The sequence below is a fragment of the Micromonospora sp. WMMD980 genome, from assembly GCF_029626035.1.
GTDB lineage: Bacteria > Actinomycetota > Actinomycetes > Mycobacteriales > Micromonosporaceae > Micromonospora.
Genome location: NZ_JARUBE010000003.1, coordinates 182,341 through 202,326 on the forward strand (window position 1 = coordinate 182,341; position 19,986 = coordinate 202,326).

20 protein-coding genes and 3 pseudogenes are annotated in these 19,986 nt (G+C 73.5%); 18 read left to right on the forward strand and 5 right to left on the reverse strand.

Translation table 11 applies throughout. From position 1 onward, the window contains the following. The first annotated feature begins 4 nt into the window (after positions 1-4). Entirely contained in the window at positions 5-1,228 is a 1,224-nt protein-coding gene (gene hemW / locus O7618_RS01340) for a radical SAM family heme chaperone HemW (protein WP_278104116.1), read from the forward strand. A 40-nt stretch (positions 1,229-1,268) separates the two neighbouring features. Here hemW and O7618_RS01345 read toward each other — a convergent pair whose 3' ends face one another. Beyond that, on the reverse strand, positions 1,269-1,928 hold the full coding sequence (locus O7618_RS01345) for a DUF4870 domain-containing protein (protein WP_278104117.1): 660 nt from the start codon (positions 1,926-1,928) through the stop codon (positions 1,269-1,271). Between the two features lie 208 nt (positions 1,929-2,136). Here O7618_RS01345 and hrcA point away from each other — a divergent pair, with 208 nt between their 5' ends. Genes hrcA through O7618_RS01360 form a run of 3 tightly spaced genes read left to right on the forward strand, consistent with a single transcriptional unit; the run spans position 2,137 to position 5,098 of the window. Beyond that, on the forward strand, positions 2,137-3,162 hold the full coding sequence (gene hrcA, locus O7618_RS01350; protein WP_278104118.1) for a heat-inducible transcriptional repressor HrcA: 1,026 nt from the start codon (positions 2,137-2,139) through the stop codon (positions 3,160-3,162). A gap of 57 nt (positions 3,163-3,219) precedes the next feature. Beyond that, positions 3,220-4,362 carry a molecular chaperone DnaJ gene (dnaJ, locus tag O7618_RS01355; protein WP_175441538.1) on the forward strand — a complete coding sequence of 381 codons (1,143 nt, stop codon included), beginning with the start codon at positions 3,220-3,222 and terminating at the stop codon, positions 4,360-4,362. A gap of 1 nt (position 4,363) precedes the next feature. Beyond that, positions 4,364-5,098, forward strand: a complete 735-nt coding sequence (locus O7618_RS01360) for a 16S rRNA (uracil(1498)-N(3))-methyltransferase (protein ID WP_278109871.1) — start codon at positions 4,364-4,366, stop codon at positions 5,096-5,098. Position 5,099: 1 nt separating this feature from the next. Here the strand turns inward: O7618_RS01360 and ppk2 are convergent, their stop codons facing one another. Beyond that, entirely contained in the window at positions 5,100-6,011 is a 912-nt protein-coding gene (gene ppk2 / locus O7618_RS01365; protein WP_278104119.1) for a polyphosphate kinase 2, read from the reverse strand. Between the two features lie 37 nt (positions 6,012-6,048). Further along, positions 6,049-6,810 carry an SDR family oxidoreductase gene (locus O7618_RS01370; protein WP_278104120.1) on the reverse strand — a complete coding sequence of 254 codons (762 nt, stop codon included), beginning with the start codon at positions 6,808-6,810 and terminating at the stop codon, positions 6,049-6,051. A gap of 37 nt (positions 6,811-6,847) precedes the next feature. On the opposite strand from O7618_RS01370, the gene O7618_RS01375 reads away from it, so the two are divergent. From O7618_RS01375 to O7618_RS01420, 10 genes and pseudogenes are all read left to right on the forward strand, one after another. After that, positions 6,848-7,198, forward strand: a complete 351-nt coding sequence (locus O7618_RS01375) for a histidine triad nucleotide-binding protein (protein WP_278104121.1) — start codon at positions 6,848-6,850, stop codon at positions 7,196-7,198. A 3-nt stretch (positions 7,199-7,201) separates the two neighbouring features. Then, complete coding sequence (locus tag O7618_RS01380; protein WP_278104122.1) at positions 7,202-8,578, forward strand: serine hydrolase domain-containing protein; 1,377 nt, start codon at positions 7,202-7,204, stop codon at positions 8,576-8,578. A 134-nt stretch (positions 8,579-8,712) separates the two neighbouring features. Continuing rightward, positions 8,713-9,408 (forward strand): annotated as a pseudogene (locus O7618_RS01385) (PhoH family protein); the annotation flags it as partial. A 324-nt stretch (positions 9,409-9,732) separates the two neighbouring features. Then, positions 9,733-10,215 (forward strand): annotated as a pseudogene (locus O7618_RS01390) (LAGLIDADG family homing endonuclease); the annotation flags it as partial. Between the two features lie 264 nt (positions 10,216-10,479). After that, positions 10,480-10,842, forward strand: a pseudogene (locus O7618_RS01395) (PhoH family protein); the annotation flags it as partial. Between the two features lie 18 nt (positions 10,843-10,860). Then, a complete protein-coding gene (gene ybeY / locus O7618_RS01400) occupies positions 10,861-11,334 on the forward strand; it encodes an rRNA maturation RNase YbeY (protein WP_278104123.1) in 474 nt (157 codons plus the stop codon). Next, the gene (locus O7618_RS01405) at positions 11,310-12,707 is read left to right on the forward strand and encodes a hemolysin family protein (RefSeq protein ID WP_278109872.1); all 1,398 of its coding nucleotides are present in this window, start codon (positions 11,310-11,312) and stop codon (positions 12,705-12,707) included. Before ybeY ends, O7618_RS01405 begins: the two co-directional genes overlap by 25 nt. After that, entirely contained in the window at positions 12,700-13,086 is a 387-nt protein-coding gene (locus O7618_RS01410; protein WP_278104124.1) for a cytidine deaminase, read from the forward strand. The genes O7618_RS01405 and O7618_RS01410 overlap by 8 nt, the downstream gene beginning before the upstream one ends. Continuing rightward, complete coding sequence (gene era / locus O7618_RS01415) at positions 13,083-13,979, forward strand: GTPase Era (RefSeq protein ID WP_278104125.1); 897 nt, start codon at positions 13,083-13,085, stop codon at positions 13,977-13,979. Before O7618_RS01410 ends, era begins: the two co-directional genes overlap by 4 nt. 120 nt (positions 13,980-14,099) lie before the next feature. Next, positions 14,100-15,263 carry an acyltransferase gene (locus tag O7618_RS01420; protein ID WP_278104126.1) on the forward strand — a complete coding sequence of 388 codons (1,164 nt, stop codon included), beginning with the start codon at positions 14,100-14,102 and terminating at the stop codon, positions 15,261-15,263. An 11-nt stretch (positions 15,264-15,274) separates the two neighbouring features. Here the strand turns inward: O7618_RS01420 and O7618_RS01425 are convergent, their stop codons facing one another. Next, complete coding sequence (locus O7618_RS01425) at positions 15,275-16,063, reverse strand: DUF4097 family beta strand repeat-containing protein (RefSeq protein ID WP_278104127.1); 789 nt, start codon at positions 16,061-16,063, stop codon at positions 15,275-15,277. A gap of 102 nt (positions 16,064-16,165) precedes the next feature. On the opposite strand from O7618_RS01425, the gene recO reads away from it, so the two are divergent. From recO to O7618_RS01445, 4 genes are all read left to right on the forward strand, one after another. Further along, complete coding sequence (gene recO, locus O7618_RS01430) at positions 16,166-17,041, forward strand: DNA repair protein RecO (protein ID WP_278104128.1); 876 nt, start codon at positions 16,166-16,168, stop codon at positions 17,039-17,041. Continuing rightward, entirely contained in the window at positions 17,038-17,850 is an 813-nt protein-coding gene (locus O7618_RS01435; RefSeq protein ID WP_278104129.1) for an isoprenyl transferase, read from the forward strand. The genes recO and O7618_RS01435 overlap by 4 nt, the downstream gene beginning before the upstream one ends. Before the next feature lie 67 nt (positions 17,851-17,917). Then, positions 17,918-18,103, forward strand: coding sequence for a hypothetical protein (locus tag O7618_RS01440; protein ID WP_278104130.1), 186 nt, complete (start codon positions 17,918-17,920; stop codon positions 18,101-18,103). Positions 18,104-18,218: 115 nt separating this feature from the next. After that, entirely contained in the window at positions 18,219-18,494 is a 276-nt protein-coding gene (locus O7618_RS01445) for a thioredoxin reductase (protein WP_278104131.1), read from the forward strand. Between the two features lie 3 nt (positions 18,495-18,497). On the opposite strand, the gene gndA is transcribed toward O7618_RS01445, so the two are convergent. After that, positions 18,498-19,940, reverse strand: coding sequence for an NADP-dependent phosphogluconate dehydrogenase (gndA, locus tag O7618_RS01450; RefSeq protein ID WP_278104132.1), 1,443 nt, complete (start codon positions 19,938-19,940; stop codon positions 18,498-18,500). Positions 19,941-19,986: the final 46 nt, after the last annotated feature.

Genomic DNA, 19,986 nt, shown 5'->3' on the forward strand with positions numbered 1-19,986 from the left:
GGCCATGCCCGGCGTCCTTCCAGAAGGCGAACCCGTCCCGCGCGACGGGTCGCTGCCCGACACCGCCCGACGCGCCGTCGGCGCGCGCGGCTTCGGGGTCTACGTGCACGTCCCGTTCTGCGCCAGCCGCTGCGGGTACTGCGACTTCAACACCTACACGGCGGCCGAGCTGGGCGGCGGGGCGAGCCGGGAGACGTACGCCGACACCGTGCTGGCCGAGCTGGCGCTCGCCGCCCGGGTGCTGGGCGACTCCCCGCCGCCGCGGGTGGACACCGTCTTCGTCGGCGGCGGCACCCCGACCCTGCTGCCCGCCGACGACCTGGCCCGGATCCTCGACGGCATCGACCGCACCTGGGGGCTGGCCGCCGACGCCGAGGTGACCACCGAGGCCAACCCCGAGTCGGTGACCCCGGAGTCGCTGAAGACGCTGCGGGCGGCCGGCTACACCCGGATCTCGCTGGGCATGCAGTCGGCCGCGCCGGGCGTGCTCGCGGTGCTCGACCGGCGGCACGGCGCGGGCCGGGCCACCGCCGCCGCGCGGGAGGCGCGCGACGCCGGGTTCGACCACGTGAACCTGGACCTGATCTACGGCACGCCGGGGGAGACGGCCGACGACTTCGCCGCCTCGCTGGCCCAGGTCATCGACGCCGGGGTGGACCACGTCAGCGCGTACGCCCTGATCGTGGAGGACGGCACCCGGCTGGCCGCGCGGATGCGCCGGGGCGAACTGCCGTACCCCTCCGACGACGTGGCGGCGGATCGCTACCTGGCCGCGGAGGCGGCGCTGGGCGCGGCCGGCTTCTCCTGGTACGAGGTGTCGAACTGGGCCCGGTCGGAGGCGGCGGCCTGCCGGCACAACCTGCTCTACTGGACCGGCGCCGACTGGTGGGGCCTGGGCCCGGGGGCGCACAGCCACGTCGGCGGGGTGCGCTGGTGGAACGTCAAGCACCCGGCGGCGTACGCGGAGCGGCTGGCCGCCGGCGCGTCGCCCGCGCTGGCCCGGGAGCGGCTCACCGGCGACGAGCGGCACATGGAGGACGTGATGCTGCGACTGCGGCTCGCCTCCGGGCTGCCGCTGGACGTGCTGGACGACGCCGGCCGCGCCGGCGCCGAACGGGCCCGGGCCGGCGGGCTGCTCGACCCCGGCGCGTACGCCGAGGGGCGGGCCGTGCTCACGCTGCGCGGCCGGCTGCTCGCCGACGCCGTCGTGCGCGACCTGCTGCCCTGACCGGTCCGGTCGGCCGAGGACCTCGGCCGACCGGACCGGGTCACTTGGTGAAGCTGTAGCTCATCGGGTAGCGGTAGAGCACGCCGTCGTTCGCCTTGACGCCGCCGATGATGCCGAAGATCAGCGGCACCAGCCAGACGAGCATCGGGACGAAGAACAGGATGCCGCAGGTGACGAGCGTGAGCACCCAGGCCAGCACGCCGGCGACGGCCCAGGTGATCTGGAAGTTCAGCGCCGCCACGGCGTGCGCGCGGACGGTCGGCGACTGCTGCCCCCGGGTCATCAGCGCGATCAGCGGGGCGACCCAACCGAGGAGGCCACCACCGATGATCACGCCGGCGGCGCCGCCGAAGTGCGCGACCAGGGCCCAGGTCTTCTCGTCGTTGTTGGCGTAGGCGGCCGGGCCGTAGGCGCCGCCGGCGGGGTAGCCGGCACCGTAGCCCGGCGCGCCGCCGCCCGGCGGCGGGTAGCCGCCCGGGGGAGGGTAGCCGCCCGGCGGGGGGTAGCCGCCCGCCGGAGGTTGGCCGCCCGGGGGCGGATAGTCACCGGGCGGGGGATAGCCGCCTCCGCCCGGAGCCCCGGACAGTGGTGCGGTGGGGGGCTCGTCGGTCGGCGACGAGCCGTAGGGGGCCGACGGCGAGGTCGGGTCGGGCTGGGGGTTGGGATCCCCCGCTCCGGGCGGGCGAGGAGGTTCAGTCATGCACGTCACGGTAGGTCCCGGAAGCAAGCGACACCAGGGCTGTTCGGCCCCGGCGCGCCGGGCCGTACCGGCGGGCGGACCGGGGGTCCGGCACTGATCATCGCGTCGGCGGGGGTGCCGACGTAGACTGGCACTCGCTACAGTCGAGTGCCAGCCGCCCGGCGGATGCCGCGCGTCGCCCGGCCGAGGTGCGTCAGGAGGTGGGGAGATGGGTCTCGACGACCGCAAGCTCGCCGTGCTGCGCGCCATCGTCGAGGACTACGTCTCGACGCAGGAGCCGGTGGGCAGCAAGGCCCTCGTCGAGCGGCACCAGCTCGGCGTCTCGCCGGCGACCGTGCGCAACGACATGGCGGTGCTGGAGGAGGAGGGCTACATCCGGCAGCCGCACACCAGTGCCGGCCGGGTGCCCACCGACCGCGGCTACCGCCTCTTCGTCGACCGGCTCTCCCGGGTCAAGCCGCTCAGCCCGGCCGAGCGCCGGGCGATCGAGCGTTTCCTGGTCGGCGCGGTCGACCTCGACGACGTGGTGCACCGCACGGTCCGGCTGCTGGCCCAGCTGACCCGGCAGGTCGCGGTGGTGCAATATCCCAGCCTGGCCCGGTCCAAGGTGCGCCACCTGGAGCTGGTGCCGATCTCCACCACCCGGCTCATGGTCGTCATGATCGCCGACACCGGGCGGGTCGAGCAGCGGCTCGTCGAACTGCCCGGGCCGGTCCCCGCCGAGCACGTGACCGACCTGCGCCGGCTGGTCAACGAGAAGCTGGTCGGCAGCCAGCTCGCCGAGACGCCGCCGCTGGTGCAGGCACTGGTCGAGGAGTCCGCGCCGCACCTGCGGCCGGCCATGACGACGCTCTCCACGGTGCTGCTGGAGACGCTCGTCGAACGGCACGAGGAACGGATCGCGCTGGCCGGCACCGCCAACCTCACCCGGGGCGGCCTGCTCGACTTCCAGGGCTCGCTGCGCCCCATCCTGGAGGCGCTCGAGGAGGAGGTCGTGCTGCTCAAGCTGATCGGCGAGACGGAACCGAGCAACACCACCCGGGTGCTCATCGGCGACGAGAACGAGATCGACAACCTGCGGGCCGCCTCGGTGGTCAGCACCGGATACGGGCCGGGCGCCACCATCGTGGGCGGGCTCGGCGTGCTCGGGCCGACCCGGATGGACTACCCCGGCAATATCGCCATGGTGAGGGCCGTGGCACGCTACGTGGGCGAGCTGCTGGCCCAGAACTGACCAGTCAGGGCCGACGACCGGCGCGGACGTGAGACGAACATGAGGACACCAGACGCAGTGGCCAGGGACTACTACGGCATTCTCGGCGTGAGCCGGGACGCCTCCGACGACGACATCAAGCGTGCCTACCGCAAGCTGGCGCGGCAGTACCACCCGGACGTCAATCCGGACCCGGAGGCACAGGAGAAGTTCAAGGACATCAACGCCGCGTACGAGGTCCTCTCGGACGACCGGAAGCGGCAGATCGTCGACCTGGGCGGTGACCCGCTCGCCCCGGGTGGTGGCGGCGCGGGCCCGGGTGGCCCGGGCGGCGCCGGCCCGTTCGTCGGCTTCCAGGACATCATGGACGCGTTCTTCGGCGGCGCGGCGGGCGGCAGCCGGGGTCCCCGGCCGCGCACCCGGCCGGGCGCCGACGCGATCCTGCGCCTGGAGCTGGACCTCAACGAGACCGCGTTCGGCGTCGAGGCGCCGATCACCGTCGACACCGCGGTGCTCTGCACCACCTGCTCCGGTGCCGGCACCGCCGCCGGCACCCACCTGGCGACCTGCGAGGCGTGCGGTGGTCGGGGCGAGGTGCAGTCGGTGCAGCGGACGTTCCTCGGCCAGGTGGTCTCCGCCCGGCCGTGCACCGTCTGCCAGGGCTACGGCACCACGATCCCGCACCCCTGCCCGACCTGCGCCGGCGACGGCCGGGTGCGCACCCGCCGCTCGCTGACCGTCAAGATCCCGGCCGGCGTCGAGGACGGCATGCGGATCCGGCTGGCCCAGCAGGGCGAGGTCGGCCCGGGCGGCGGCACCGCCGGCGACCTCTACGTCGAGATCCACGAACGGACCCACGACGTCTACTCCCGCAAGGGCGACGACCTGCACTGCCGGGTCACCGTGCCGATGACCGCCGCCGCGCTCGGCACCCGGCTGACCATCAAGACGCTCGACAGCGAGGAGGTCGTCGACGTCAAGCCGGGCACCCAGCCCGGCAGCACGCTGCGGCTGCGCGCCCGCGGCGTGCCGCACCTGCGCGGCACCGGTCGGGGCGACCTCTACGTCCACCTGGACGTGCGCACCCCGACCAAACTCGACGCCGACCAGGAGCGGATGCTGCGCGACTTCGCCAAGACCCGGGGCGAGGAGGTCGCCGAGCTGACCAAGCAGGGCGGCTTCTTCTCCCGGATGCGTGACGCCTTCAACGGGCACGCCTGACGTGTCGGCGCCGCTGTTCCTGGTCGAGGCGCTGCCCACCGGTGACACGGTGACGCTGGACGGCCCGGAGGGGCATCACGCGGCCACCGTGCAGCGGCTGCGCGTCGGCCAGGAGCTGCTGCTCGCCGACGGCCGGGGCGGCACCGCCGCCGCGGTGGTCACCGCCGTCGGCCGGGGCGCCCTCGACCTGCGGATCACCGACCGGGGGTACGCCGACGCGTGCGTCCCCCGGCTGGTCGTGGTGCAGGGGATCGCCAAGGGCGACCGGGGCGAGCTGGCCGTGCAGGCGATGACCGAGGTCGGGGTGGACGAGATCGTCCCCTGGGCGGCGGCCCGCTCGGTGGCGCAGTGGCGCGGCGACCGGGGCGTACGGGCCCGGGAGAAGTGGGCCTTCACCGCCCGGGAGGCCGCCAAGCAGGCCCGCCGCCCGTGGCTGCCGGTGGTGGCCGGCGCCCCGGACGAGTCCACCGCCACGGTGGCTCGGCGGATCGCCGGCGCCGCCGCGACGTTCGTGCTGCACGAGGAGGCCGCCGAGCGGCTGACCGCGGCCGAGCTGCCGCCGACGGGCGAGATCGTCCTGGTGGTCGGCCCGGAGGGCGGCATCGCCGACGAGGAGCTGGCCGCGTTCCGCGAGGCGGGCGCTCGCAGCGTCCGGCTCGGGCCGTCCGTGCTGCGCACCTCGACCGCCGGGGTGGCCGCGCTCAGCGTGCTCGCCGCCCGCCTCGGTCGCTGGTGACTCAGGGGCGCGGGAAGATCGGCACCGGCGGCTCCTCGGGGCCCAGGTCCAGGCCCGCCGGGCCGATGATCAGCGGGTCGGGCGTGCCGACCACGTCGACGTCCTTGCCGTCGTAGTCGAACCGGTGCAGCACGTGCCGGATCGCCTCCAGCCGGGCCCGCTTCTTGTCGTTGCTCTTCACCACCGTCCACGGCGCGTCGGCGGTGTCGGTCCAGAAGAACATCGCCTCCTTGGCCTCGGTGTACTCGTCCCAGCGGTCGAGTGAGGCCAGGTCCATCGGGGACAGCTTCCACTGCCGGACCGGGTCCACCTTGCGCACCACGAACCGGGTGCGCTGCTCGTTGCGCGACACCGAGAACCAGAACTTGACCATCCGGATCCCGGAGCGCACCAGCATCCGCTCCAGGTCCGGGGCCTGCCGCAGGAACTCCAGATATTCGGTACGCGAACAGAAGCCCATCACCCGTTCCACCCCGGCCCGGTTGTACCAGGACCGGTCGAACAGCACCATCTCGCCGGCGGTCGGCAGGTGCGCCAGCCAGCGCTGGAAGTACCACTGGCCGGCCTCCCGCTCGTCCGGCTTGACCAGGGCGACCACGCTCGCGCCGCGCGGGTTGAGGTGCTCCATGAACCGCTTGATGGTGCCGCCCTTGCCGGCGGCGTCGCGGCCCTCGAAGAGGATCACCAGCCGCTCGCCGGTCTCCTTGACCCAGTCCTGGAGCTTGAGCAGCTCGATCTGCAGCAGCCGCTTGTGGTGGTCGTACTCGTCGCGGTCGAGACGCTGCTCGTAGGGGTAGTCGTCCCGCCACGTCTCGACCGGGCTGCCGTCCGGCCGCAGCAGCACGGGATCGTCGTCGTGCCCGTCGACCACGCGGTAGTCGGCGGCGATGTCCAGCAGCTCGGTGTCGGCCATACCCGGGGTATCTACCCCGTCACCCGGTTTCGACGCGTCAGCTCCGCAGGTAGGAGGCGCCGTTCAGGTCGACGATGGTGCCGGCGGCCCACTCCGCCTCCGGGCTGGCCAGCCAGTGCACCGCCGCCGCGATCTCCTCCGGCCGGGCCACCCGACCGAACGGCGACTGCGCCCGCACCGCCTCGCCGCGCTCGCTCTTGAGGTGCTCGTTGGTCATGTCGGTCTCCACGAAGCCCGGGGCCACGCAGGCCACCCCGATCCCGTACGGCGCCAGGGCCACCGCGAGCGACTGTGCCATCGCGTTCATCCCCGCCTTGCTGGCCCCGTACGCCGGGTTGGCCGGCTCGCCCCGGAACGCGCCCCGCGAGGAGACGTTGACGATCCGGCCGCCCCGCTCCCGCATGTGCTGGGCGGCGCACCAGGACGCGTTCGCCGCGCCGACCAGGTTGGTGTCGAGCACCTCCCGCCAGCGCGCCCGCCACTGCTCGTAGCTGCTGCCGAAGACCGGGTGCGGCGGGTCGGCCGGCCCGAACACGCCGGCGTTGTTGACCAGCACGTCGAGCCCGCCGAGCAGCCCGGCCGCGGAGTCCACCACGGCCCGGACCGCGTCCGGGTCGGCCAGGTCGGCGCGGACCACCACGTGCCCGTCGCCGGGCAGTTCGGCGCGGAGCGCCTCGGCCAGGTCGGCGGAGTCCCGGTGGTGGATCGCGACCCGGTCCCCGCCGGCCGCGAAGGCCCGCGCCACCGCCCGCCCGATGCCCCGCGAGGCTCCCGTCACCAGCACCGCCCGTCCCGCCATGCCGGCCATCCTGCCGCATGTTCCTTACACTGCTGCGATGGGAGTCGACTGCCTGTTCTGCCGGATCGTCGCCGGGGAGATCCCGGCCACCATCGTCCGCGAGTCCGCCACCACGCTGGCCTTCCGGGACATCGACCCGAAGGCGCCCATCCACGTGCTGGTGATCCCGAAGGAGCACTACGCGGACGTGGCCACCCTGGCGCAGGGCGATCCGACGCTCGCCGGTGAGCTGCTCAACACCGCCGCGCTGGTGGCCGAGGAGGAGGGCCTGACGGTGGACGGGTTCCGGCTCATGTTCAACACCGGCCCGTACGGCGGCCAGGAGGTCTTCCACGTGCACGCCCACCTGCTCGGCGGGGCGCCGCTGGGCCCGATGCTCTGCCGCTGACCGGTGACCTCGATCTCCGACCGGCTCGGCCGGATGGTGCGGCAGACCCAGGCCAAGGGGCGCGTGCCGGCCGTGTCGGCGGCCCTGCACCGGGCGGACCGGCCGCTCTGGACCTGCGCGGTGGGCGGCACCGGCAACGACACCCCGCTCGACGCGGACACCGTCTTCCGGATCGGCTCGGTCACCAAGACCTTCACCGCGGTGCTGGTCATGCAGTGCCGCGACGACGGGCTGCTCGACCTGGACGACCCGGTCGGGCGGCACCTCGACCTGCCCGCGCACGGCGAGCTGACCGTACGCCGGCTGCTGTCGCACACCGCCGGCCTGCAACGCGAGCCGCACGGCGACGTGTGGGACAGCCTGCGGGCCCCGGCTGTCGACGAACTGCTGGCCGACCTGGCCCGGGCGGAGCGGGTGCTGCCCACCGGCCGCCGCTTCCACTACTCCAACCTGGGCGTGGCGCTGCTCGGCGAGCTGGTCGCGCGGCGGCGCGGCGGTAGCTGGGCCGAGGTGCTCGCCGACCGGGCGCTCGCCCCGCTCGGGCTGACCGCCACCGCCACCGGGCCGGGGGCGCGGGACGCCACCGGTCACCTGGTCGACGCCTACTCCGACGAGGCGCACCCGGAACCACCCACCGACTTCGGCGCGGTGGCGCCGGCCGCCCAGCTCTGGAGCACCGCGCCGGACATGGCCCGCTGGGCGGCGTTCCTGGCCGACCCGGCCGCGCTCGACCCGGCCGGCGCGGTGCTCGCCCCGGCGACCGTCGAGGAGATGCGCTGGCCGCTCACCACCACCGACGAGGCGCTCTGGTCGGCCGGTTTCGGCCTCGGGCTGATCCTGGTGCCGCAGGCGGACCGGGTGACCCACGTGGGGCACGACGGCGCGATGCCCGGCTTCCTGGCCGCCGTCTACGGCCGGCGCGGCGGGGAGGGCACGGCCGGTGCCATGGGCTGCGCGGTGCTCGGCTCGTCCGGCGCCGGGGTGGAGGTGCTCGACCTGCCCCACGCGCTGCTCGCCGCCGCCGCCGAGCACGACCCGGCCGAGATCGAGCCGTGGCGGCCCGGGCCGCCCGCCCCGGCGCATCTGCGCGGCATGCTGGGCCGCTGGTGGGGCGAGGGCTTCGAGCAGGTCTTCTCCTGGCACGACGGAGCGCTGCGGGCCCGCGGCGCGGACGATCCGGCCGGCAAGCCGCCGGCGGTGTTCGCGCCGCTGCCGGAGCGGCCGGATGTGTTCCGCACGGTCTCCGGGCGGGAGGTGGGCGAGCTGCTCCGGCTCACCCGGGACGAGCGCGGGGTGGTGGTCCGGATGCACTGGGCGACCTACCGCTTCACCCGGCGGCAGGAGGCGTTCGACGGCTACGACTTCCGGGCCGGTGGCTGAGCGCCGGGCGCCGGAAAAATGGGCGCGGTGCTCACGGTGCCGACCCGATACGATGGGAGCTACCGCACGCCGCGCCAGCAGGGCCCGGCGCCGAGATCGGAGAGCAGGTGGCGCAGGGCCCCACGGCCCGACCTATGACCGGCACCCCACCTCCCGGCCCGCCCCGGGCACAGACCAGGATCACGGTCTCCGACCCGAAGATCATGGTGAATCTGCTCGGCGCGGGTGACGAGATCCTGCGACTCGTCGAACGCTCGGTCACCAGCGACGTCCACGTGCGCGGCAACGAGATCACCATCACCGGTGCGCCCGCCGACAACGCCCTCGCCGAGCGCCTCTTCAGTGAGCTCCTCGAGTTGATCGAGAAAGGCGAGACCCTGACCACAGACGCCGTGCGGCGTACCGTCGGCATGCTCGAACAGGGCGGCGCCGAGCGGCCCGCCGAGGTCCTGACGCTCAACATCCTCTCCCGGCGCGGCCGCACCATCCGTCCCAAGACGCTCGGGCAGAAGCGCTACGTCGACGCGATCGACTCGCACACCATCGTCTTCGGCATCGGCCCGGCCGGCACCGGCAAGACCTACCTGGCCATGGCGAAGGCCGTCCAGGCGCTCCAGGCCAAGCAGGTCAACCGGATCATCCTGACCCGGCCGGCGGTCGAGGCGGGCGAGCGGCTGGGCTTCCTGCCCGGCACCCTGAACGAGAAGATCGACCCCTACCTGCGCCCGCTCTACGACGCGCTGCACGACATGCTCGACCCGGAGTCCATCCCGAAGCTGATGGCCGCCGGCACCATCGAGGTGGCGCCGCTGGCATATATGCGCGGAAGAGCGCAGCCGTACGACGCCCGGGTGCTGACCCCGGAGGGCTTCCGGCCGTTCGGCTCGCTCCAGGTCGGTGATCTGGTCATCGGCTCGAACGGGACGCCCACGCCGGTGATCGGCATCTACCCGCAGGGCCCGAAGCCTGTCTACCGGGTCACCACCCAGGACGGCGCGTCCACGCTCTGCTGCGGCGAGCACCTGTGGACCGTCGCCACGCCTGACGACAAGCGTCGTGGCCGGCGGCGCACGATCGAGACGCAGGAGATGATCGGCAAGGAGTGGCGGGGGCACACCCGCCGCTACGAGCTGCCACTCGTCGCGCCGGTGCAGATGGAGCCGCGGGTGGTGCCGCTCGACCCGTACGCGCTCGGGCTGCTCCTCGGCGACGGCGCGATCTCGTGCCGCACCACGCCGGCCTTCTCCACCTCCGACCCGGAGCTGGCGACGGCGCTGGAGGAGGCGCTCGTCGACATCCAACTGGTCCGCAAGGGCGACTACGACTACGTCCTCCGGCACGTCAACGGGCGTCGCGGCGGTGTGATCGTGGTCAACCCGGTGACGGCGGCCGTCCGCGAGTTGGGCTTGGCCGGAGCGAAGTCGGGCACGAAGTTCGTCCCCGAGGTCTACCTGAACAACAGCGTCGGCGTCCGGCTCGCGGTCCTGCAAGGGCTGCTGGACACCGGCGGCGGGCCGGTCACCCAGGCCGGACGCACCTGCCGCGTGCAGTACACGAGCACGTCGGCTCGACTGTGCGACGACGTGGTCCACCTGGTCGAGTCGCTCGGTGGGGTGGCCACGGCGCGGGTCCGCCCGGCCGAGGGCCGCAAGCCCGGCCTGGCGAAGGGCTGTCCGGTTCCCTACCGTTCCGACGCCTACGTCGTGGAGATCCGTCTTCCGGCCGGTGTCGCGCCGTTCCGCCTGTCGCGCAAGCGCCGGCTCTACGACGAGCACGGCGGCGGCCGGCCGATGCGGTTCATCGACTCGATCGTCCCGGCCGGGGTGCAGGAGACGATGTGCATCCAGGTCGCGGCGGAGGATTCGCTCTACGTCACCGACGACTTCCTGGTCACCCACAACACTCTGAACGACGCGTTCATCATCCTGGACGAGGCGCAGAACACCACGCCCGAGCAGATGAAGATGTTCCTCACCCGGCTCGGCTTCAACTCGAAGATCGTGGTCACCGGCGACATCACCCAGGTGGACCTTCCTGGCGGGACGAGCAGCGGCCTGCGGGTGGTCCGGGAAATCCTGAACAACGTCGAGGACGTGCACTTCGCCCAGCTCTCCAGCTCGGACGTGGTTCGCCACAAGCTGGTGGGCGAGATCGTCGACGCGTACGCCCGCTGGGACGCCGAGCGGGAGAACCAGCAGGCGCAGAGTGTGCACGCCGTGCCGGGGCGCCCCGCCCAGGGCGGCCGGGCCGGCCGGCGCCGCTAACCCACCAGAGGAAGACAGTTGTCCATCGAGATCGCCAACGAGTCCGGTGCCGACGTCGACACCGACGCCGTGCTCGCCGTCGCCCGGCACGCCCTCGACGAGATGGGGGTCAACCCCCTCGCCGAGCTGTCCGTGCTGCTTGTCGACATCGAATACATGTCGGAGCTGAACCACCGCTGGATGGGCGGCGACGGCCCGACCGACGTGCTCGCCTTCCCCATGGACGAGGGCAGCGTCGACCACGGCCCGGGCGAGAGCGCCCCGGCCGGCGGCGAGCCGGCCCTGCTCGGCGACATCGTGCTCTGCCCGGAGGTGGCGGCCAAGCAGGCGGCCACCGCCGGGCACTCCTCGGCCGACGAGCTGCACCTGCTCACCGTGCACGGCGTGCTGCACCTGCTCGGCTACGACCACGCCGAGCCCGAGGAGGAGCGGGAGATGTTCGGTCTCCAGGCCCGGCTGCTGGCCAGCTGGCGGTCGACCCGGTCGCGGTGATGGTTTCTCTCGCGGCCGGCGCCCCGGCCGGCCTGCCCGATTTCCAGCTGCTGTTCTTCGGGGCCGGGCTGGTGGTACTCGCCGGCCTGATCGCGATGACCGAGGCGGCGCTGGCCGCGGTGTCCCCGGCGCGGGCCGCCGAGTTGGCCCGCGACGGTGCGCGCGGCGCGCGGGCCCTCCAGGCGGTCGCCGGCGACGTGGTCCGCCACCTCAACCTGCTGCTGCTGCTCCGCCTGCTGGCCGAGCTGACCGCGACCACGCTGGTGGCGCTGGTGGCGGTCGACACGTTCGGCGCCGGCTGGCGGGCGGCGCTGGTGACCGCCGGGGCGATGACGGTGGTGAGCTTCGTGGTGGTCGGTGTCGCGCCGCGCACGCTGGGCCGGCAGCACGCGTACGCGGTCGGCCGCGCGGTCGCGCCGCTGGTGCGTTGGCTGGGCCGGGCGCTCAACCCGCTGGCGTCGCTGCTGATCCTGATCGGCAACGCGGTCACGCCGGGCAAGGGCTTCCGCGAGGGGCCGTTCGCCACCCAGGTCGAGCTGCGCGAGCTGGTCGACCTGGCCGAGCAGCGTGGGGTGGTGGAGCACGGCGAACGCCAGATGATCCACTCGGTCTTCGCGCTCGGCGAGACCATCGCCCGGGAGGTGATGGTGCCGCGCACCGAGATGGTCTGGATCGAGGAGCGCAAGACGCTGGCCCAGGCGCTGGCGCTCTTCCTGCGCTCCGGGTTCTCCCGCATCCCGGTGATCGGCGAGAACGTCGACGACGTGCTCGGGGTGCTCTACCTGAAGGATCTGATCCGGCGCACCCAGGGCGACCGGGGGGCGCGGCAGATGCCGGTGGCCGAGCTGATGCGCCCGGCGACGTTCGTGCCGGAGTCGAAGCCGGTGGACGACCTGCTCTCCGAGATGCAGGCGGCCCGCAACCACCTGGTCATCGTGGTCGACGAGTACGGCGGCACCGGCGGCCTGGTCACCATCGAGGACATCCTGGAGGAGATCGTCGGTGAGATCACCGACGAGTACGATGTCGAACGCCCGCCGGTGGAGCACCTGCCGGACGGCTCCGTGCGGGTGACCGCCCGGCTGCCGGTGGAGAATCTGGGCGAGCTGTTCGACACCGAGCTGCCCACCGACGAGGTGGAGACGGTCGGTGGCCTGCTCGCCCAGGCGCTCGGCCGGGTGCCGATCCCCGGCTCCGGGGCCGAGGTGGCCGGTCTGAGCCTGGTCGCCGAGGGCACCACCGGCCGGCGCAACCGGATCGACACCGTCCTGGTGAGCCGGGCCGGGCCGGGTTCCGCGCCGGAGGGCGTGGGGCCGGCCGAGTCCCGGGGCAACCCCAACCGTTCCGAGGAGAGGCAACCCGCCGATGCCTGAGTCAGCCGCCGTGCCGGCCGCCCTGCCCACCCCCGCCGATCCGGCCGAGCTGAGCGCGGAGGACGGCAAGCTCGTCGTGCTGGCCCGGGGCGCCCGGGGCCGGGTGGCGGCCGTGGAGGGCGCGGCGGTCCGCGACCAGGACGGCCGGACGTACGCGGCGGCGAGCGTCGCGCTGCCGTCGCTGACCCTGACCGCGCTCCAGTTGGCGGTGGCCTCGGCGGTGGCCGCCGGCGCGAGCCGGCTGGAGGCCGCGGTGGTGGTGACGGAGGCGTCGACGCTCGACGGGGCGGGGCACGCCGCGGTGCGTGACCTCTCCGCGGACGCGCCGATCCACGTGGCCGCGCCGGACGGCGCCGTGCTCGGCACGGTGATCGAGTGACCACGCCCGAGCTGCGTCCCTATCGGGCCGGCTTCGCCTGTTTCGTCGGGCGGCCGAACGCCGGCAAGTCGACGCTGACCAACGCGATCGTCGGCACCAAGATCGCGATCACGTCGAGCAAGCCGCAGACCACCCGGCACATCATCCGGGCGGTACTGCACCGGCCGGAGTCGCAGCTCGTGCTGGTCGACACGCCCGGCCTGCACCGGCCCCGCACGCTGCTCGGCGAGCGCCTCAACGACCTGGTCCGGGAGACCTGGAGCGAGGTCGACGTGATCGGGCTCTGCGTCCCGGCGAACGAGCCGATCGGCCGGGGCGACCGGTTCATCACCGGCGAGCTGTCCAGCCTCAAGGCCACCGTGCTGGCCGTGGTCACCAAGACCGACCTGGTGGACAAGAAGCGGCTGGCCGAGCAGTTGCTCGCGGTGAGCGAGCTGGCCGAGTTCGCGGCGGTCGTGCCGGTGAGCGCGGTCTCCGGTCACCAGGTCGACACGCTCGTCGACGTGATGACCGACTACCTCCCCGAGTCGCCGCAGCTCTACCCGGACGACATGCTCACCGACGACCCGGAGCAGGTGCTGGTCGCCGAGCTGGTCCGGGAGGCGGCGTTGGAGGGGGTCCGGGACGAGCTGCCCCACTCCATCGCGGTGGTGGTGGAGGAGATGATCCCGGAGGGCAACCTCACGAAGATCTATGCGGATCTCTACGTGGAGCGGCCGAGTCAGAAGGCGATCGTGATCGGTCACCGAGGCAGTCGACTCAAGCACGTGGGCAGTACGGCGCGCCGGCAGATCGAGGAGCTGCTCGGCACCCGGGTCTATCTGGACCTGCACGTCCGGGTGGCGAAGGACTGGCAACGCGACCCGAAGCAGCTGCGCAAGCTCGGCTTCTGAGGTCAGCTTCAGCCAGGATTATGGGGCATCTCACCTCGACCGGGCGTCCTTACACGTTTCACAGCTTGCCGGAGCAGGGTAGGACCCTGTGCCTCTGCCCCCGAGCCCTGCTGCGAGCTGATGCGAAACCGCTACCTCGACCTGCTTCGCTTCCTGGCCATCCTGCGCGTCGTCACCTACCACGTCACCGGTTACGCCTCGCTCACGCTGGTGTTCCCGGCGATGGCGGTGATGTTCGCGTTGGCCGGGTCGCTGATGGCCGCGTCGCTGGACCGCAGCGGGGTGCGTGCGGTCGGGCGCCGGCTGCGGCGGCTGCTGCCCTCGCTCTGGGTGCTCGCCGCGGTCTTCGTGCCGGCGATGCTGCTCACCGGGCTGCCGTTCAGCCCGAAGGTGCTGCTCTGGCTCCTCCCGATCAGTGACCCGCCGGCCAACTACTGGGGCGGGCTGGCGCTCAGCCCGATCTGGTACCTGCGCGACTACCTCTGGTTCGTGCTCGCCTCGCCGCCGGCGCTCTGGCTGTTCCGCCGGGCGCCGCTGCCCACGCTCGCCGCCCCGTACGCGCTGCTCGCCACGATCGAGTTCGGGATCCTGCAGAACCCGCCGACGGTGCTGCGCGAGTTCGGTCTCTACTTCGGCGCCTGGCTGCTCGGGTTCGCCCACCACGACGGGCTGCTGCGCCGAACGCGTCACCGGGTGCTGCTGCCGCTCGCCGCGGTGGTGGGCGCGGCCGGGCTGGCCTGGATCGTCACCCACCCCGGCCCGCGCGGCTACGACATCAACGACATCCCGCTGGGCAACGCGCTCTGGGCGACGGCGTTCATCCTGGTGGCGATCGGTCGGGCGCCGGCCGGCGTGGCCTGGGTCGACCGCGTTCCGGTGCTCGGCCGGGCGGTGACCGTGGTGAATCGGCGGGCGTTGACGATCTACCTGTGGCACATGCCGTTCGTGGTGGCGCTCACCCCGCTGGTGGGCCTGGTGGGCTGGTCGACCACCGACCCGGTCGGCCTGTGGCTGCGGGTGGTCCTGGTCTTCGCGCTCGTCGGGGTGGTGACGTTGCTGGTCGGCTGGGTCGAGGACGTGGCCGCCCGGCGTACCCCGGAACTGGTGCCGGGCAGGCCGCGACGGTCCGCGGCCGACCGGGCGGCGACCGCGCCGGCCAGCCCGGCCCCGGCCGGCGCGGCGGGCGGGTTGGTCGGGGCCGGGGCCCGGGTGCCGGCGCCGCGCCGCGAACGCGACGACCCGGCCGCCGACCGGGTCGCCGAGCCGGAGCACGCCGGCGACTGAGCGGCGGCCGCTCAGCGACCGGTGACGGTGACGTTGCCGCTGGTGGCCGAGATGTCGAGCAGCAGGGACGCGCCCGGATCGTTCGTCACCCGCACGTCGGTGTCGCCGGACCTGGCGTCGGCCCGCACCCGGTAGCGGCCGTCCGGCACGACCAGGTCGACGTTTCCGCTGGTGGCGTGCAGTCGGGCCGGGGCGGGCTGGTCCAGTTCGACGGTGAGGTTGCCCGAGGTGGCCTCCGCGTCGACCGTGGAGGCGAGCCGGCGGGCCTCGATGTCGCCGGACTTGGCGCGCAGCCGGACCGGTCCGGCCACCTCGACCAGCCGGATGTTGCCCGACGTGGTGTCGGCGCGCACCTCGCCGGTCGCCCCGTTGATGGTGAGGTCGCCCGAGCTGAGCGTGAACTCCACGACGCCCACGTCGGTGAGGTCGACGTTGCCCGAGCCGGTGCCGCCGCGCACCGCCACGCCCTTGGGCGCGGTCACCTCCCAGGAGATGCTGCACCGGTGGCCGCAGTCGGTGGGCAGCACCAACTCGTCGCCCTTGAGCTCGTAGCGGCTCTCCGGCTCGCCGCCCTGGTAACGAACCGTGCGCTTGATCTTCACCTGGTCGGCGGGACCGTTGCCCCGGATCACCACGTCGCCCGAGCCGCCGTCGTCCACGGTGATCCGGGTGACCTTCGCGCGTTCGGTCTGGTCGTAGTCGAGCCGGCGGAACGACAGGGTGTCACACCCGGCGAGCACGATGAGCGTGGCGGCGGCGGTCGCGGCCATCACCGCACGACCCGTTCGGAGCGAAGCCATGGCGAGAACCCTAGGTCCGGCGGGGCGGCCGGCGCATCGGGGATGGGCCGCCGGTCCACCCCGATCCGACCCTGAGATCGCACCCCGAGAGAGAATGGACCGATGGCCGGATACCGCCGACAGCTCTACCGCGACGACGCGGTGGTGTTGCGCGTGCAGAAGCTGGGCGAGTCCGACCGGATCATCACCCTGTTCACCCGCCGGCACGGCCGGCTGCGCGCGGTGGCCCGGGGCGTCCGCCGCACCACCAGCAGGTTCGGCGCCCGGCTGGAGCCGTTCGGGCACGTCGACCTCCAGCTCGCCGGTGACCCCAAGGGCAACCAGGGCAGCTCGCTGCACACCGTCAGCCAGGTCGAGGCGATCGAGCTGTACGGCAAGTGGTTCCTCGGCGACTACCCCCGCTACACGGCGGCCAGCGCGATCGCCGAGACCGCCGAGCGGCTCACCCCGGTCGAGCGGGAGCCGTCGCTGCGGTTGTTCCAGCTCACCCTCGGCGCGCTGAAGTCGCTGGCCCGCGGCGACCACGCCACCACGCTGGTGCTCGACGCCTACCTGCTGCGCGGCATGTCGTACGCCGGCTGGGCGCCCGCGCTGACCGCGTGCGCGGTCTGCGGCGAACCGGGCGCGCACCGCGCGTTCTCGGTGCCGGCCGGCGGCGCCGTCTGCCCGGACTGCCGGCCCCCCGGCGCGGCCCACCCGGCGCCGGCCACGCTCACGCTGATGTCCGCGTTGACCACCGGCGACTGGGCGTACGCCGACGCCGCCGAGACCGCCGTGCGCCGGGAGTGCAGCGGGCTGGTCGCGGCGCACCTCCAGTGGCACCTGGAGCGCGCGCTACGCTCGCTGCCGCTGGTCGACCGGGGTGCCCCGGCGTCCGGCGCGGTCCCGCCGCCGGGCGGCGCGGGGCCGGGTGTGGTCCCGCCGCGCACCGGCGCCGGACCGGCCGCCGCCGGTGTCAACAGGGAGATGACCGAGTGATCCGTTCGACGAGGGCGACCCGCCGCGAGCCGTCGCCGCCGACCCCGCACCCGTCCGGCGCCCGCCCGCCGGCGCTGCCGCCCGCCGCGCTGCCCCGGCACGTCGCGATCGTGATGGACGGTAACGGCCGCTGGGCCAAGGAGCGCGGGCTGCCCCGCACCAAGGGGCACGAGCAGGGCGAGCACAGCCTGTTCGACGCCGTCGAGGGCGCGATCGAGCTGGGCGTGCCCTACCTGTCGGCCTACGCGTTCTCCACCGAGAACTGGCGGCGCTCGCCGGACGAGGTCCGGTTCCTGATGGGCTTCAACCGCGACGTCATCCGCCGCCGCCGCGACCAGCTCGTCGACCTGGGCGTGCGGGTGGTCTGGTCGGGTCGGGCCGGGCGGCTGTGGAAGAGCGTCATCTCCGAGTTGCAGACCGCCGAGGAGATGTCTCGCCACAACTCGACGCTGACGCTCCAGTTCTGCGTCAACTACGGCGGCCAGGCGGAGATCGCCGACGCCGCCGCGGCGATCGCCCGTGACGTCGCCGCCGGCAAGCTCCACCCGGACAAGGTCACCGAGAAGACGGTGGCCCGCTACCTCTACCACCCCGAGGTGCCCGAGGTGGACCTGTTCCTGCGACCCTCCGGCGAGCAGCGCATCTCCAACTTCCTGCTCTGGCAGACCGCCTACGCCGAACTGGTCTACCTGGACACGCTCTGGCCCGACTTCGACCGCCGCCACCTCTGGTACGCCTGCGAGCTGTACGCCCAGCGGGACCGCCGCTTCGGCGGCGCGCTGCCCAACCCGGTCGCCCCGGGAGTCTGAGCTCACGCTTACCGACGCGCCACGCGGGGTATCCGTACGGACAACAGCACACGCGGAGGTGAACCACATGATTCAGAAGCGGATCGCGCAGTGGGCGGTCATGGCGGTCGCCGTGCCGCTGGCGGCGGCCGGCGCGCGCCGGCTCAGCCACTCGTTGGAGGCCCGTCGCGGGCCGACCGGGGTGAGCCGCCTGCTGACCAAGGGCGCCGACCTGATCCGGCCGCAGAAGGCCAAGCGCCGCCGGTTCTTCTGAGCTGCCCGGCCGGCGTCGACCGGCCGTACCCGGAACGCCCCGCATCCGCGGGGCGTTCCGCTTTACCATCGGCGCAGGGCGCGCCGCCGGGACGCGCCGCCACGGGGGTGGAGACATGCGCGATCTCCGGTACGAGTTGACGGCCGCCCTGGCCGCCGCCGACCTGGTGGAGCGGACCCGTCGGGAGGCGGTCGCCGACCTGTGCGCCGGGGTGGCCGAGCGGCACTGCGCCGACCTGGGGCACACCCCGGCGGTCCGCTCCGGCGAGATCGGTGAGCTGGCCGCGGGGGAGCCGGCGGCCAGCTGGGCGCCGGCGTCGGACGGCCCCGGCCCGGCGCGTGCCATGGCGCGCCGCGACCCGGGGCCGCCCTCCGGTGACCGGGCGTGGTGAGCCTCAGCCCTCCACTTCGGAGCGGTCACCCGCCCAGAGGGTGTGGAACGAGCCGGCCCGGTCCACCCGGTGGTAGGTGTGCGCGCCGAAGTTGTCCCGCAGGCCCTGGATCAGCGCGGCCGGCAGCCGCTCGGCGCGCAGCGCGTCGAAGTAGGCCAGCGACGACGCGAAGGCCGGGGTCGGCACGCCCGCCCGGGCCGCGTCGGCCACCACCCGCCGCCAGGCCGGCACGCCGGCGCTGACCCGCTCGGCGAACCAGGGCGCGACCAGCAGCGTCGACAGGTCCGGCTCGCCGTCGTACGCCTCCTTGATCCGGTCCAGGAAGCGGGCCCGGATGATGCAGCCGCCCCGCCAGATGGTGGCCGTGCCGCCCAGGTCGATGTCCCAGTCGTACTCCCGGCTGCCGGCGCGGATGTGGTCGAAACCCTGCGCGTACGCGACGATCTTGCTGGCCAGCAGCGCGCGGCGCACGTCCTCGACGAACGTGTCCCGGTCCTCCACCTGCCACTTCTCGCCGGCGTCGGGGAAGACCCGGCGGGCGGCCTCGCGCTGGTCGGCGTGACCGGACAGCGACCGGGCGAATGTGGCCTCGGCGATGCCGGTGATCGGGATGCCCAGGTCCAGTGCGCTCTGCACGGTCCAGCGGCCGGTGCCCTTCTGCTCGGCCTGGTCGAGCACCACGTCCACGAACGCCTTGCCGGTCGCCGCGTCGGTGTGGCCGAGCACCTCGGCGGTGATCTCGATGAGGAACGACTCCAGCTCGCCGCCGTTCCACTCCCGGAAGATCTCCGCGATCTCCGCCGGGCTCGCCGACAGGCCGGCCCGCAACAGGTCGTACGCCTCGGCGATGAGCTGCATGTCGGCGTACTCGATGCCGTTGTGCACCATCTTCACGAAGTGCCCGGCCCCGTCCGGCCCGACGTGCCGGCAGCACGACTCGCCCTCGACCTGCGCGGCGATCTTCTCGAAGATCGGCCCGAGCTTCTGGTAGGACTCCGCGGAGCCGCCCGGCATGATGCTCGGGCCGCGCAGCGCGCCCTCCTCGCCGCCGGAGACGCCGGTGCCGACGAAGTGCAGCCCGTGCTCGCGCAGCGCCTCCTCCCGGCGGCGGGTGTCGGCGAAGTGCGCGTTGCCGCAGTCGACGACGATGTCCCCCTCCTCCAGCAGCGGGATCAGCTCGTCGATCACGGCGTCGGTGGGCGCGCCGGCCTTCACCATCACGATGACCGCGCGCGGGCGCTCCAGCGAGCCGACGAAGTCGGCAAGCGACTCGGACGGCACGAAGGTGCCCTCGTCGCCGTGCTCGGCGACCAGGCTGCGGGTGCGTTCCGGCGACCGGTTGTGCACCGCCACGGAGAAGCCGTTGCGGGCCAGGTTCCGGGCCAGGTTGCGACCCATCACCGCCAGACCGGTGACCCCGATCTGCGCCGTCGCCTGTTCTGCCATGCGAACCGCCACCTCTCGTCCTCGTTGCCGTCATGCGACCGTATCG

Coding starts and splice junctions, on each gene's coding strand:
- hemW (WP_278104116.1), top strand. CDS start 5: ATGCCCGGCGTCCTTCCAGAAGGCGAACCCGTCCCGCGCGACGGGTCG.
- O7618_RS01345 (WP_278104117.1), bottom strand. CDS start 1,928: ATGACTGAACCTCCTCGCCCGCCCGGAGCGGGGGATCCCAACCCCCAG.
- hrcA (WP_278104118.1), top strand. CDS start 2,137: ATGGGTCTCGACGACCGCAAGCTCGCCGTGCTGCGCGCCATCGTCGAG.
- ppk2 (WP_278104119.1), bottom strand. CDS start 6,011: ATGGCCGACACCGAGCTGCTGGACATCGCCGCCGACTACCGCGTGGTC.
- O7618_RS01370 (WP_278104120.1), bottom strand. CDS start 6,810: ATGGCGGGACGGGCGGTGCTGGTGACGGGAGCCTCGCGGGGCATCGGG.
- O7618_RS01375 (WP_278104121.1), top strand. CDS start 6,848: ATGGGAGTCGACTGCCTGTTCTGCCGGATCGTCGCCGGGGAGATCCCG.
- O7618_RS01410 (WP_278104124.1), top strand. CDS start 12,700: ATGCCTGAGTCAGCCGCCGTGCCGGCCGCCCTGCCCACCCCCGCCGAT.
- O7618_RS01420 (WP_278104126.1), top strand. CDS start 14,100: ATGCGAAACCGCTACCTCGACCTGCTTCGCTTCCTGGCCATCCTGCGC.
- O7618_RS01425 (WP_278104127.1), bottom strand. CDS start 16,063: ATGGCTTCGCTCCGAACGGGTCGTGCGGTGATGGCCGCGACCGCCGCC.
- recO (WP_278104128.1), top strand. CDS start 16,166: ATGGCCGGATACCGCCGACAGCTCTACCGCGACGACGCGGTGGTGTTG.
- O7618_RS01440 (WP_278104130.1), top strand. CDS start 17,918: ATGATTCAGAAGCGGATCGCGCAGTGGGCGGTCATGGCGGTCGCCGTG.
- O7618_RS01445 (WP_278104131.1), top strand. CDS start 18,219: ATGCGCGATCTCCGGTACGAGTTGACGGCCGCCCTGGCCGCCGCCGAC.
- gndA (WP_278104132.1), bottom strand. CDS start 19,940: ATGGCAGAACAGGCGACGGCGCAGATCGGGGTCACCGGTCTGGCGGTG.